The organism is Pseudovibrio sp. SCP20, from assembly GCF_057774105.1.
The window spans coordinates 1678779-1692451 of sequence record NZ_JBYMDH010000001.1 but is presented as its reverse complement, the minus strand read 5'-3'; the positions used below and the strand labels follow the sequence as shown (position 1 = coordinate 1692451).

14 protein-coding genes are annotated in these 13673 nt (G+C 52.4%); 11 read left to right on the top strand and 3 right to left on the bottom strand.

Annotated features, from left to right (window positions below):
* Window positions 1–205: 205 nt before the first annotated feature.
* The 4 genes from AC3CB2_RS07425 (at window position 206) to AC3CB2_RS07410 (ending at window position 2931) form a co-directional block, all read left to right on the top strand.
* On the top strand, window positions 206–700 hold the full coding sequence (locus AC3CB2_RS07425; protein ID WP_014286032.1) for a hypothetical protein: 495 nt from the start codon (window positions 206–208) through the stop codon (window positions 698–700).
* 231 nt (window positions 701–931) lie between these two features.
* A complete protein-coding gene (rplM, locus tag AC3CB2_RS07420) occupies window positions 932–1396 on the top strand; it encodes a 50S ribosomal protein L13 (RefSeq protein ID WP_037035767.1) in 465 nt (154 codons plus the stop codon).
* Between the two features lie 2 nt (window positions 1397–1398).
* Window positions 1399–1875 (top strand): 30S ribosomal protein S9, encoded by a 477-nt coding sequence (gene rpsI / locus AC3CB2_RS07415; RefSeq protein WP_008546672.1) that lies wholly within the window; start codon window positions 1399–1401, stop codon window positions 1873–1875.
* A 261-nt stretch (window positions 1876–2136) separates the two neighbouring features.
* Window positions 2137–2931: an FkbM family methyltransferase gene (locus AC3CB2_RS07410; protein ID WP_352929605.1), complete on the top strand. Its 795-nt coding sequence runs from the start codon at window positions 2137–2139 to the stop codon at window positions 2929–2931.
* A 5-nt stretch (window positions 2932–2936) separates the two neighbouring features.
* Here AC3CB2_RS07410 and AC3CB2_RS07405 read toward each other — a convergent pair whose 3' ends face one another.
* Window positions 2937–3530, bottom strand: coding sequence for a DUF6653 family protein (locus AC3CB2_RS07405; RefSeq protein ID WP_352929607.1), 594 nt, complete (start codon window positions 3528–3530; stop codon window positions 2937–2939).
* Between the two features lie 62 nt (window positions 3531–3592).
* A complete protein-coding gene (locus AC3CB2_RS07400) occupies window positions 3593–5401 on the bottom strand; it encodes a PHA/PHB synthase family protein (RefSeq protein ID WP_352929609.1) in 1809 nt (602 codons plus the stop codon).
* A gap of 539 nt (window positions 5402–5940) precedes the next feature.
* Between AC3CB2_RS07400 and AC3CB2_RS07395 the strand changes: the two genes are divergently transcribed.
* The 7 genes from AC3CB2_RS07395 (at window position 5941) to AC3CB2_RS07365 (ending at window position 13103) form a co-directional block, all read left to right on the top strand.
* Window positions 5941–6270 carry a hypothetical protein gene (locus tag AC3CB2_RS07395; RefSeq protein WP_208608995.1) on the top strand — a complete coding sequence of 110 codons (330 nt, stop codon included), beginning with the start codon at window positions 5941–5943 and terminating at the stop codon, window positions 6268–6270.
* Window positions 6271–6590: 320 nt separating this feature from the next.
* Complete coding sequence (locus tag AC3CB2_RS07390; RefSeq protein ID WP_037035769.1) at window positions 6591–7802, top strand: LL-diaminopimelate aminotransferase; 1212 nt, start codon at window positions 6591–6593, stop codon at window positions 7800–7802.
* A 31-nt stretch (window positions 7803–7833) separates the two neighbouring features.
* Window positions 7834–9159, top strand: a complete 1326-nt coding sequence (locus AC3CB2_RS07385; RefSeq protein WP_352929612.1) for a homoserine dehydrogenase — start codon at window positions 7834–7836, stop codon at window positions 9157–9159.
* Between the two features lie 46 nt (window positions 9160–9205).
* A complete protein-coding gene (gene glpX / locus AC3CB2_RS07380; RefSeq protein ID WP_008547053.1) occupies window positions 9206–10201 on the top strand; it encodes a class II fructose-bisphosphatase in 996 nt (331 codons plus the stop codon).
* Window positions 10202–10298: 97 nt separating this feature from the next.
* Window positions 10299–12131, top strand: a complete 1833-nt coding sequence (gene recJ, locus AC3CB2_RS07375; protein WP_352929615.1) for a single-stranded-DNA-specific exonuclease RecJ — start codon at window positions 10299–10301, stop codon at window positions 12129–12131.
* Window positions 12132–12190: 59 nt separating this feature from the next.
* Window positions 12191–12649, top strand: coding sequence for a GNAT family N-acetyltransferase (locus tag AC3CB2_RS07370; RefSeq protein ID WP_352929618.1), 459 nt, complete (start codon window positions 12191–12193; stop codon window positions 12647–12649).
* Window positions 12650–12659: 10 nt separating this feature from the next.
* Window positions 12660–13103 carry a GNAT family N-acetyltransferase gene (locus AC3CB2_RS07365; RefSeq protein ID WP_352929620.1) on the top strand — a complete coding sequence of 148 codons (444 nt, stop codon included), beginning with the start codon at window positions 12660–12662 and terminating at the stop codon, window positions 13101–13103.
* Here the strand turns inward: AC3CB2_RS07365 and AC3CB2_RS07360 are convergent.
* Window positions 13095–13547 (bottom strand): GNAT family N-acetyltransferase, encoded by a 453-nt coding sequence (locus AC3CB2_RS07360; RefSeq protein WP_352929622.1) that lies wholly within the window; start codon window positions 13545–13547, stop codon window positions 13095–13097. The two genes, AC3CB2_RS07365 and AC3CB2_RS07360, sit on opposite strands and share 9 nt — an antisense overlap.
* Window positions 13548–13673: the final 126 nt, after the last annotated feature.

Here is a 13673-nt window from a genome sequence, read left to right as displayed (position 1 = left end):
CCCATGTTATCCAATGCAGGAGACATATGCTCCATAAAAGTGCACTGCGTTGAAGTGCCTAAAACTCTCAGCTTATTGAATTTTTTGAATTAAATTTGCCTGAAAGTTGAATTGTTGGTTGATCCAAAAGCAAAAAGCCACTTAAAATTCAGGGACTAAAGCCAAAGGCCGTTTTTTGAAGGAGGGGAGACCTGAGAGAAACGGCGTGAGTGGGAGCGGGCTGGTGTTCTATCGTGCGTTTTTCGGTTTCATTTTTGATTTCCTTTTGGTGCCGCTGCGGTTCGGTTCCTTACTCGCCACGATCGGCTATATCGGCTTTCTTGCACTGAACATCCTTCTGATACTGGCTGTGCCAGCCTTTTTCGATCTGTACGTGGCCAGCGAGCCACGGGTGTTTGCCGAGTTCCGGGAGACCATGTTCTATCAGGACACCTCGTTTATTGGTGACCCGATCGTTTTTGTGAGTCTGGTGTTCTTCAACCTGCTTCTGGCGAATGCAACGCTGACAACCCGTTTGACCCGCAGCCGGTGGCGGTTCTTTTACCCAACACATTTTACTCCGATCAATTTGCGTGAATATCGTGTAGCCCTCGCGGGCGTTGGCTATTATGTCAGCTGCTATAGTGCCAACTGGGTCTTCTATGAGTTGCAGGTTGATGACCTTATTTTGACGGCTGCGCGTGCTGCCGGAGTTTCCTGAGCTTAAGAATCTTCAGATTCATGCGGAAAAAGTGTGGTATTATAATACCTATTTTGTATCTATTTGATTTTATTGATTAATTTGCTTGAGCGTGTAATTTTTTGCTCTTGACGCGGTGCGCAACCTCGCGTATCTACCCGTTCCTACACGGAGCTATCACGTTTAGCTGCTCTTTCGGGCCTGAACGCATTTCTCCCAAGAATTTTAACCGTCAAAACTACGGTAGATCTTATGAAGACTCATTCCACTAAAGTGGCTGAGGTCGACAAGAAGTGGATCTTGATCGACGCAGAAGGCGTTGTTGTTGGCCGTCTGGCAGCATTCATCGCAAACCGTCTGCGCGGCAAGCACAAGCCGACCTACACCCCGCACATCGACGATGGTGACAACGTAATCATCATCAACGCTGATAAAGTTGTACTGACTGGTAAAAAATACCAGAGCAAGAAGTACTACTGGCACACTGGTTACCCTGGCGGTATCAAAGAGCGCACTGCACGTCAGCTGATCGAAGGCCGTTTCCCAGAGCGCGTTCTGGAAAAAGCTGTTCAGCGCATGATGCCAGGTGGTCCTCTTTCCCGTGCGCAGCTGCGTAACCTGCGTGTTTATGCTTCTGCAGAGCATCCGCATGATGGCCAGTCTCCAGAAGTGGTAGACGTTAAAGCCATGAATCCTAAAAATGCGAAGAGGGGTTAATTATGTCTGAGCTACAGTCCCTTGAGGAACTGGGCGGCGCAATCGCCCCTGCTGAGAACGAAGCTCCTGTACATGTTCAGAAGCTCGACGCACAAGGCCGTGCATACGCAACCGGTAAGCGTAAAGACGCTATCGCACGTGTATGGATCAAGCCAGGCACCGGCAAAATCGTTGTAAACGGCAAAGAGTACAACGAGTACTTCGCTCGTCCAGTACTTCAGCTGATCCTGCGTCAGCCAATCATGCTCACCGAGCGTGATGGTCAGTACGACATCAACGTTACCGTTGCTGGTGGTGGTCTTTCCGGTCAGGCTGGTGCTGTTCGTCACGGCATCTCCAAAGCACTGACTTTCTATGAGCCAGAGCTGCGCGCTGTGCTTAAGAAAGAAGGCTTCCTTACTCGCGATAGCCGTGTTGTTGAACGTAAGAAGTACGGTAAGCGTAAAGCTCGTCGTTCCTTCCAGTTCTCCAAGCGCTAATACGCGATACTGGAAACAGTTATACGGAAAGGGCTGCCATTTGGCGGCCCTTTTTGTGTTTGGCCTATGCTTTGCGGTTACTGAGATTGCGGAGTTGTTGCGGACTGCTTTAGCTGCCACGTTGGATGAAAACAGCGGCGGAGTTCTGCGGTGGTCCAGTGGTTGCGAAAGTTTCTCTCAGCATTTTTGATGGCATTGGCACCGCATAAACGAAGCGGGACACTTGCTCGTCTGGCTTTGCGGCTAGATAAGAGGAACCTGATGGCTCTCAGGGTTCTTTATCTTAAAGAGCATAAAGACTTCTCCAATATGCGGCGGCTCGGAGAGGTTCTGCAGTTGGGGCTGCATGATCTGCGGCTTGCTCGTTTGGCCGAGCAGTATTTCCTTCACAGCCGTGCTCAGCGTTTTCAGGAGCTTCATTTTCTCAAGCTGTTTCCGCAGTATGAGCAGCAGCCGGGCTACTTTGTTGAAATTGGTGTTGGTGATGGAACGCATCTCTCCAACAGCTTTCTGTTTGAGAAGGCGCTTGGGTGGTCTGGTTTGCTGGTGGAGCCTAATCCGGATTGCTGGGAGCGTATTGATGCTGCGCGTGATGCTCATCTGGATAAGCGGGCTGCCTGGAGTTCCGGAGGAGGGGCGCTGAAGTTCTTTTGTGCTGATACGCCAGAATACTCGGGCATGGCTTCAGTGGTGCAGGTGGGCGATAAGCCAGGGCGTGAGATTGAGGTGCCGATCGCGCGGACTGAGGATGTCTTGATCGCACATGGTGTTCCGGATCATGTCGCGTTCATTTCCATCGACACGGAAGGGAGCGAGCTGGAGGTTCTGAAGGGGATCGACTTCTCGCGCCGGACGTTTGACTTTCTCTGCATTGAACATAATCACAGGCCCGCGCAGCAGGATGCGTTGATCAAGTTTCTGTCTGCGTACGGATATGAAGTGGTGCAGCCGGAGCTTTCAGGTATCGACTATTGGTTCGTTCGAGTGGGGCATGATGAACGGGTTGCGCTAGCGGCTGAGGCCGCGGAAGATGCCGATGAACCTTTGCTGATTTAGCTGGTTCAGCCGGCTTTCGCTTTCAGGCTGTTGTCGTTGACTGGTACGTTGCGCCAGCTTTTGTAGAGCGGGTGGGCGTTTTTCATGTGCTCGAAGATTTTCACCATCACAAAGAGTGAGGCGAACTTGGCGACATAGGCGATGATGCCGCCTGTGAGCATGAGAGGCAGGTTGTTGGTTGCTGCTGCCCAGATGGCCAGGCCAACTGCAATCAGGCCGACGGCCAGGAGGGCGAGGGCTTTCTGGTGGTAGGGCGCCGGGATTGGAATGAACATGCGGTTGAGCCACATGCGTTCGCCCAAAATAGCCTTTTGCGTCCAGGTTTGTGCGCCGACGTTCTTTTTGCCAAAGGGTGGAATGATCCAGACCCACGCAACTGCTGCAACGGATAATGCAACTGCCCAGAACCAGCCAAGGGTAGGCTGATACCAGAGCGGTGCGAGTAATGCAGGCAGGACAAGGGCGCGAACAAGCAGGCTCTTTGGCTTGTTCAGGCGTGTCAGCGCAGCACTTTGGGTGTTCAGGTGGCGAACGTGTCTAGGATCCCATCCGCCGATTTTCTGCGGTTGCATCTGCGAAAGCTTAGGATCGCCTGCCACGTTGTCCTCCATTCATTCCATGAGAACAGCGTGGCTTCAGACAGACTCACTGCGTGTTCTCGTTATATGCGCACCTTAACATAACTGCCTGGTGCGTCTTCCAATATTTTTGTACGGCGTGCGCCCGGCTTGCGTGCTTTTACCCGATTATCATCCTGAGATGTAATCCATTTTTGCCAGTGTGGCCACCATGAGCCCGCAGTTTCAGATGCGTTCTGCATCCAATCATCCAGAGAGCCTTCCGGTTTGTTGCCGGTCCAGTACTGGTACTTCTCTTTGGATGGTGGGTTTACGACGCCAGCGATATGGCCTGAGCCACTCAGTACATACTCAACAGGTCCACCAAAACAGCCGCAGCCTTTGAAGACGGATTTTGCGGGAGCAATGTGGTCTTCTTTTGTTGCCAGATTGTAGACCGGGATCTGAACTTCACTCAGATCCAGTTTTTCCCCGGCCAGTTCCATCTCACCTTCAGCAAGTGCGTTCTTGTGGTAGCAGTTGCGCAGATAATAGGAGTGATTGGCTGCCGGCATGCGGGTGCTGTCGGCATTCCAGTAGAGGAGGTCAAACGGGAATGGATCTTTGCCGCGCAGATAGTTGTTGACCACGTAGGGCCAGATCAGGTCATTGGAGCGCAGCATGTTGAAGGCGGTCGCCATCTTGGAGCCGTCCAGATAGCCCTTCTGCCCCATGCGATGCTCGAGAATTTCGATCTGCTCTTCATCTACAAAGACCTTCAGGTCACCTGCATGAGTGAAGTCCACTTGTGTGGTGAGGAAGGTTGCGGAGGAGATGCGGTCTTCTTCGCCTATTCTTGCCAGATAGGCGAGGGTTGCTGCGAGCAGTGTGCCGCCTACGCAGTAGCCAATGGCATTGACCGTAGACTGCTGGGTGGTTTTGCGAATGCGCTCCAGAGAGTTCAGGATACCATCGCGCATATAGTGCTCGAAGCTCTTTTGCGCCTGCTTCTCATCCGGGTTGATCCATGAAATGACGAAGACCGTGTGGCCCTGATCGACTGCCCATCTGATGAATGACTTTTCCTGATTGAGATCAAGGATGTAGTACTTGTTGATCCATGGCGGAACGATCAGCAGTGGCCGCTTCAGAACCGTCTCAGTGGTTGGGGTGTACTGGATCAGCTGGCAGACGTCGTTTTGCTCGACGATTTTACCAGGTGTCACGGCAACGTTGACGCCAACTTCGAATTTGTCCGGATCGGTCTGACGGATTCGCAGGTCGCCGTGGCCAGCTTTTATGTCTTCTGCCAGCAGCTTCATGCCTTTTACGAGGTTGCTGCCGTTTGAGGACATGGTTTCGCGCAGCAACTCCGGATTTGTCAGGATGAAGTTGGAGGGCGACATAGCGTTAGAGATCTGCTTCACATAGAAGCCAGCCTTGTGGCGCGTGTGGTCGTCCAGATCTTCGGCGCCTTCTACCAGCTCCTCAGCCCAGTTGCTGGTTTGCAGGTACATCTGCTTGATGAAGTCAAAGAAGTTGTTGTCATCCCACTGGCTGTCTTTAAAACGCTTGTCTGCATTGGACGGAGCAACGATGGGCTCACTGTCTTCGCCTGCCATGCGCTTGAGTGTGGAATTCCAGATGTTCATGTAGCCGGACCAGAGCTTCGTTTGAGCTTCAATGGCGCGGGAAGGGTCTTTCATCCAGTAGTTACCGACCTCTGCGAGGGTCTTGACCACTGCGTTGAGCTCTTCGGTGCCTCCGGTTGCTGCCTCGCCTTTTTCGCGGGGTTCCAGATAGGCTGCCAGAGCCTTGCCGCCGTTCTCGGCTATTTCAGAGAGGTTTTTGGCAAATTCCTCAGGATTATTGAGGATGTACTGCAACATTGGATTGGTGTCTTCACCGGTCATTTGCCTGCTCAGTCCTCGTATCAGGTGTCTGGTAGATACTCGCCAGACCCAACCACATTCAGTGTCCGCTATCCGCACTCAAAAACATGCCGCATACACTCATGCGTTATCGGCGGTCTCTTAACCTACAAAAACGGCATAATGAGTATATCCCTAAGAATTTTGACAGGCACGTGAAAATCTGTGTGGCCCGTCTTAGTCCTTAGGCGGATTCTTAGTAGGTATTTAGCAAGTAAAGTGATCTTACGGAACTGTGAGAAGTTTTGGGTTATTCTTAAGTTTTATGGAGATGTTTAACTCTTGAGGAAAACTTGGAATACTCTGATTTCTTGAGATATTTCTTCTTAATATTTATCGGTTATGATTTGAGTATATCGTGTTCTGTATTCAGTAAATAAGAAGTGCCCTAGAGTAATAAACTATGTGTTGTTAACAGGGTAATATATGTGGACTACGGATGACGCAACTGCTAAGTGCATTTTAATTAAAGTTAAGTGCTCTGCTGTTGTGTAGTAGACGGATCAAACGCGAGGTTCCAGATGTTGCTTAAGTTTCAACGAGTTTGCAGCGCAGTCGTGCTGGCAGGTTTTGTTGGAGGTTGTGCATTTGGCGAATCTTTGACGGTGTATGAAGCGATCGAGAAGGGCAACGGTACCAAGCAGACTGGTATTGCTGAACTTCCACCTGAAGTCTCCAGCGATCTGCTTTCGCCGGAACAGCGGGCTGCTTCCGAAGCCAATCTGCTTGCAATTTCCTCTGAAAGTAAGCGCAGAGCTGGCATTGGCAACACCTTTGAGAGCAGCGCCGACCAGCTGAAACAGATTGCTGGTGAGCAAGCGCAACAATCTCAGGCTGCGCAGACGCAATAATCTTTCGCATTCTCACGGAGTTAGCGAATGCACCTTTAGTTGTGCATTTTGTGCGGAAAGCCGTCTAAATTCTCAAGTTGAAATCGCATATTCGACCATAAGCCGCAGAATCCTGCGGCTTTTTTGTTGGATTTAAAGTTTCCAGTCTTCTTTGAAAACTTTAAAAAAATGTCGGGTTTATGCCTCATGAATGATGCGAAAAATGTTCGCACCTGCTAAAAGGCCGTGGAAACTTGGCCTTAATGACTCGTGGCCGGTTTTGAATGGAAATCAAAATATAGCTTGAAACGCTAAATACTGAAGAAAGTGAGGCTCGCGTCATGGACGACTTTCACAAGACACGCCGGCTCCCGCCATATGTCTTTGAACAGGTCAATCGTCTGAAAGCCAAAGCGCGAGCGGCAGGCGCCGATATTATCGACATGGGTATGGGCAACCCTGATTTGCCTACTCCGAAGCATATTGTCGATAAGCTGGTGGAGACTGTGCAGAATCCGCGCACACATCGCTATTCCGCATCCAAAGGGATTCCGGGACTGCGTAAGGCACAGGCTGGCTATTATGAGCGTCGCTTTGGTGTAAAGCTGAACCCGGACACGCAGGTTGTTGCGACACTGGGTTCCAAGGAAGGGTTTGCCAATATGGCCCAGGCGATTACCGCGCCGGGTGATGTGGTGCTTGTCCCTAATCCGTCCTATCCAATTCATGCCTTCGGCTTCCTGATGGCAGGTGGTTCGCTGCGTTCCATCCCGGCAACTCCGGGACCAGAGCTTTTTGAGGCGCTGGAGCGGGCAGTGGTTCACTCTATCCCTAAGCCGATTGCAATTATTCTGTGCTTCCCTGCAAACCCGACAGCAAGTGTTGCTGATCTGGACTTCTACCGCGATGTGGTGGCGTTTGCGCGCAAGCATGAGATCTATGTGCTTTCTGATCTGGCGTACTCTGAGATCTACTTCGGCGATGTGCCTCCGCCAAGCATCCTTCAGGTGGAAGGGGCAGAGGATATTGCTGTTGAGTTTACCTCTTTGTCCAAAACCTTCTCCATGCCGGGGTGGCGCATGGGCTTTGCAGTTGGTAATGAACGTCTGATTGCGGCTCTTGCTCGTGTGAAGTCCTATCTGGATTACGGTGCGTTCACGCCAATTCAGGTAGCTGCTGCGACCGCGCTGAACGGATCAGACGACTGCATTCGTGAAACGCGCGAGATCTACAAGAAGCGCCGTGATGTGCTGATCGACTCTTTTGGACGCGCCGGTTGGGATATTCCTGCTCCGGAAGCATCCATGTTTGCCTGGGCTCCAATTCCAGACCAGTTCAAGCATCTAGGGTCTTTGGAGTTCTCCAAGCTGCTTATTGAAAAGGCAGATGTGGCGGTTGCTCCGGGAATCGGCTTTGGTGAACACGGTGAAGGTTTTGTACGTATCGGACTGGTTGAGAACGAACAGCGTATCCGCCAGGCCGCACGTGGCATTCGAAAGTTTTTTGAAGACGCGGGTAGCAATTCCAAGGAATTGAGTAAATCGGGCGCTTAGGCGCCCGCCCACCTACAGATACTGGGTATTTATGACTGATATTTTGAAAGTTGGCGTTGCTGGTCTTGGAACCGTCGGTGCTTCGTTGGTGCGTATCCTCGAGGCTAAGGCGAACGTTCTTGCCAATCGATGTGGCCGACCTATCAAAGTAGTGGCTGTGAGTGCTCGCAGCCGCTCTAAAGATCGTGGTGTTAATCTGGATGGATTGACCTGGTTTGAAGATCCCGTTGAACTTGCCAAGTTCGACGGGATTGACGTTTTTGTAGAGCTGATTGGCGGCGAGGACGGTCCGGCTGAGGTGAGTGTTCGCACCGCTTTGGAAACCGGCAAACACGTTGTCACAGCCAACAAAGCGCTGCTGGCCAAGCATGCAGTTATGCTCTCCCGCCTTGCGGAAGACAAGGGCGTGAGCCTGAACTATGAGGCTGCTGCTGCCGGCGGTATTCCAATCATCAAGACCATGCGTGAGAGCCTTGCGGGCAATGATGTGTCCCGCGTTTACGGCATCATGAATGGTACCTGTAACTACATCCTCACCCGTATGGAGCGTGAAGGACTGTCGTTTGCAGAATGTCTTGCTGATGCGCAGCGTCTTGGTTATGCAGAAGCTGATCCGACCTTTGACATCGAAGGGTTTGATACCGCTCACAAGCTTGCTCTGCTCACCAGCCTTGCATTTGGCTGCGAAGTGAATGCGGATGCGATCTATGTGGAGGGGATTACCTCCATCACCACAGCTGACATTCGTGCCGCGGACGAGCTTGGTTACCGCATTAAGCTGCTGGGTGTTGCTCAGCGCACAGATACGGGCATTGAGCAGCGTGTTCACCCGACCATGGTGCCAAAGTCTTCTGCGATCGCCCGCATCGATGGCGTGCTGAACGCTGTTGCTGTTGATGGCGATGCGGTTGGCGAAGTGGTGCTGGTTGGACCGGGTGCAGGCGGTGATGCGACAGCGTCCTCCGTGATCTCTGATATTGTCGACATTGCCCGCAATGTTTCTATGCCGGTGTTTAGTCAGTCTGCGACAACACTGGAGACATATGTTCCAGCGCGTATGCGAGCGCATGAAGGTGGTTATTACATCCGTCTGGCTGTTTTGGATGTTGCCGGTACTTTTGCCACAATTGCGCGCTGTATGGCGGACAAAGGCATCTCACTTGAGTCTATTGTCCAACGTGGACCGCATTCCAGAAATGATAAGGATGGTGTAAGCGATCCTGCAGCACCGCGAAGTGTTATCCTTATCACGCACGAGACCACTGAACTGGCTGTGCGCGAAGCTCTGGATGCAATTGCTGCTGAAAATGTAACCTCTGGTAAGCCACAGATGTTACGAATAGAGAACCTGAAATAAAACTTCCTCACGTTTAACGTGAAAACAGGACACCCGAGAGGTTTAAATGGCGGATAGTCATCAGGACGCAACTGACGTTCTTGACCGTATTCTGACACTGGAACTTGCACGTGTTACGGAACGTGCTGCTGTATCTGCAGCGCGGCTTCGTGGACGGGGCGATGAAAAGGCAGCTGACCAGGCTGCTGTGGACGCAATGCGCCGCGAACTGAACCAGCTGCCAATCGACGGAACCGTCGTGATTGGTGAAGGGGAACGTGATGAAGCGCCGATGCTCTACATTGGCGAAAAGGTCGGCACCAAAGACGGGCCAAAGGTTGATATCGCACTGGATCCGCTGGAAGGTACCACGATCTGCGCGAAGAACATGCCAAACTCCATTGCTGTAATTGCGCTGGCACCAGAAGGTGGCCTGCTGAACGCGCCTGACAGCTACATGGACAAGATCGCGATCGGTCCTGGATATCCTGAAGGTACCATCGATCTGGACCGTCCAATTCAGGAAAACCTTGCAGCTGTTGCAAAAGCAAAAGGCTGTGACGTTAAAGACGTGACCGTCTGTGTGCTGGACCGTCCGCGTCATGCCAAGCTGATTGACGACATTCGCGCAACCGGTGCTTCCATCTACCTGATTGGTGATGGTGACGTTGCTGGCATTATTTACACCACTGATCCTGAAGAGACCGGTATCGATCTTTACGTTGGTATTGGTGGTGCACCTGAAGGTGTTCTGGCTGCTGCAGCTCTGCGCTGTATCGGTGGTCAGATGCAGGGCCGTCTTGTGATCACCCGCGAAGAGCAGGTTGAACGCGCAGGCCGTATGGGTATTGACGATATCAATCGCAAATACACCATGGAAGAAATGGCTGGCGGAGACGTTCTGTTTGCTGCGACCGGTGTGACCACTGGTAACTTCCTGAAGGGTGTGAAGCTGGGCCGTGACAACATCACTACCCACACTGTTGTGATGCGCTCCACGACCGGTACTGTTCGTTTCATTGAAGCGAAGCATACCCAGTTGGAAAAGTTCCATCTGGATTGATTTCGGTCTTTCACCGAGCTAATTGATGAAAGCGGGCGGGTGTAACAAACACTCGTCCGCTTTTGCATTTCTATGAGATATCGGGCAGTTTCTTTCTATGGTTATGACATTGGATGCAACCAGTGCTGAGCGACGTGTCGTTCTTGGTGTCAAAAAGTCCTTGAGCGCACGTGTATGGCGTGAGCGGCTGGATGATCAGGGGCTTTCACAGGCGCTTGCCATTGCACAGAGAACGGAACTGCCTGAAGTGGTTGGGCGTGTGCTTGCCGGGCGCAGTGTTCCACTGGAGGACGCCTCCGGTTTCCTAAACCCTTCCATTAAAGACCTGATGCCTGACCCATCCAAACTGGTGGATATGGACAAAGCCTGCGCGCGCGTTGCCGATGCTTTGCAGGCTGGCGTGAAGATCGCCGTCTTTGGTGACTATGACGTGGATGGGGCCACTTCGTCTGCGCTGCTGAAGCGTTATCTGATGCAGCTGGGTGTGGAGCCGGACGTCTACATTCCCGATCGTATCATTGACGGCTACGGACCAAACCCGACAGCCATCAATCAACTACATGCAGGTGGTGCGCGGCTGCTGATCACTGTGGACTGTGGTTCCACTTCGTTCGAAGCATTTGAAGAAGCCAAGCGTCTTGGGCTTGAGGTTGTGGTTCTGGATCACCACCAGGTGGATGAGAACTTTCCGGAAGTCCATGCGCTGGTGAATGCCAATCGTCAGGATGATTTGTCCGGACAGGGGCATCTGGCGGCTGTCGGTGTGACCTTCCTGTTCCTCGTCGGGCTTAATCGCGAGTTGCGCCGTCGTGGGGCCTTTGCCCAACGAGCAGAGCCGCGTCTCATGGACCTGTTGGATCTTGTAGCGCTTGGTACCGTCTGTGATGTGGTGCCGCTGAAGGGCCTGAACCGCGCTTATGTGGTGCAGGGGCTTAAAGTGATGGCGCGGCGCGAGAACATTGGACTTTCCTGCCTTGCCGACATTTCGCGGTTGAGCGGTAAGCCGACGCCGTATCATCTGGGCTATATGCTCGGGCCGCGCATTAACGCCGGTGGCCGTATTGGCGATTCTGCTCTTGGCATGAAACTGCTGTCTTCTGATGACCGAGCAGAAGGGGAGCGTATTGCTGCCACGCTGGAGCGGCTCAATCAGGAACGGCAGGCGATGGAAGCGGTCATGCTGGAAGAGGGCGAGGGCCAGGCGTTCCAGAAGATGGAAGGCGCTGTTCCTCCTGCTGTTCTGCTGACCGGTGCTGATGGTTGGCATCCGGGTGTTGTGGGTCTCATTGCGTCCCGCCTGAAAGAGCGTTATCGCCGTCCTGCCTTTGCTATGGCGTTCAATGAGCAGGGTGTTGGCACAGGTTCTGGTCGCTCGATCATGGGCGTTGATCTGGGCTCTGCTGTGCGGGCTGCTGTTGAGGCTGGCTTGCTTGTGAAAGGTGGTGGCCATGCGATGGCTGCTGGCCTGACCATCCAGAAAGACAAAGTTCCTGAGTTTGAAGCGTTTTTGACTGAGCAGCTTGGTGAGGATGTGGAGCAAGCCTCTGCTGATCATGAGCTGACCATTGATGGCGTGCTGACACCGGCTGGAGCAAACCTGAGCCTGCTTGATATGCTGGAACAGGCAGGGCCTTACGGGGCATCTCATGCAGAACCTGTTTTTGCTTTGCCATCGGTACCAATCAAGTTCTCCAAAGTTGTCGGACAAGGACATGTGAGTGTGACGCTTGGCGGCAATGACGGAACCAACCTGAAGGCAATCGCCTTTAAGGCGGAAGACCAGCCACACGGCAAAGCGCTCTTACAATCACGCGGCAAGCCCTTACATATTGCCGGAAGTTTGAGTGTTGATACATGGCAGGGGCAGGCGAAACCGTCTTTGCGCATCATTGATGTTGCAGACCCATCCAAAGGCCAGTTTGGCGCCTAGTTGTTGAGGGTGTTGGTGCGTGACGAGAGCTGATCCTGTATCGTGAGAGGGGGAAGTCTTTGAATATCATCGCAGCAACACCGCAGCATCTTTCTGAGATGAATGAGGTCATCCTCTCTGCAAAGCGCCACTGGGGTTATTCTGAGGAGATGATGTCCGCGTGGCTGCCTGATCTGTTGGTGGATGAAGATGTTCTGGCGAGCCGTCATTTCTGGGTTCTGGAAGAGAATGGCAGCGTTGCTGGTGTTTTTTCTATCTCAGTAGAAGGTGACCAGAGCTGTGAGCTTGAGGACTTCTGGGTTTCTCCGAGACTGATGGGCCAAGGTGCGGGCCGGCTCATGTTTTCTTTCATCCAGAACTGGCTGCGCGAGCAAAAACTTCCCGAACTTACGATTGTCTCGGACCCTAACGCAAAAGGGTTTTATGAACGCATGGGGGCTGAAGAGGTGGGCACTCAACCATCGCTTCCGGTTGGGCGTACACTGCCGGTGATGCGGTTTACCCTTGAGGATCTATGAAAGTCGACTGATGGACATTCGCAGATATGAACAGGCCGATTTTGCTGCATGCAGGGAGATCTTTCTGAGCAATGTTCCTCGCTTCTTTATGCCTGAGGAGCTGTATGAGTTTGCTCAGGATCTGAAGAGACTGAGTGATCCTTACTTCGTTGCCGTGAAAGCGGGGCAGGTTGTTGGGTCTGGCGGCTATTTCCGCGGGGCAAAAGGAGTGGGACTTTCCTGGGGGATGGTGCGCCGTGATTTGCATGGTCAGGGCATTGGCAAGGCTCTGGTTCAGTATCGGCTGGAGCGCATTGCGGAAGACTGTCCGGATCAGGCGGTCCATATTGATACCTCTCAGCACACTCGGCCCTTCTATGAGAAAATGGGATTTATCGCTGAGCGTGTTGAAGAGAACGGTTATGGACCCGGGCTGCACAAGGTGCTCATGAAACGGCCTCCTGCTTTACCTTAAGTCTTTGCGAAAGATATCCACTCCGCTGACATCGGCTTCAATGCACTGCCAGCCCAATCCTTCGTAAAAACTGCGAAGGCTCAGTTTTGCGAAGAGGTAGAGGTGAGGGTGTCCTTGTTGAGTGGCCACTGTTTCCAGCTCTTTTGTCAGCCGCGCGCCAAGACCTCTTCTTCTGTAATCAGGTGAGATCCAAAGTGAAGCCTGCCAAGGCGTATATTGAGGGCGTTTGCTCATATCTGACTGCACGAGCATGACCATGCCGTGAAACTCATCACCTTGATGGGCGATCAGTGTTGTGGGCAGAGCTTCCGGGCCTAAGCTTTTTTGCAGTTCGTCATACACGTCTTCAATCGGGTGGCCTTCTTCCTCCCACCATTCCTGCCACATGCCCTTGGCAGCTGCTTCCAAAAACTGAGGAACATCAGCCAGATTTGAGATAGTCAAAGTTTCCTGCATCACCCGCCCGTTTGCTGTTTGATGAACAGTATCGCAGAAGGGGCTTTTGAGAGCCAACAATTAAGGCCATGAGCTGCGGTAGGTATGTGGGATCAGGCTGTTTGATCATCTTCC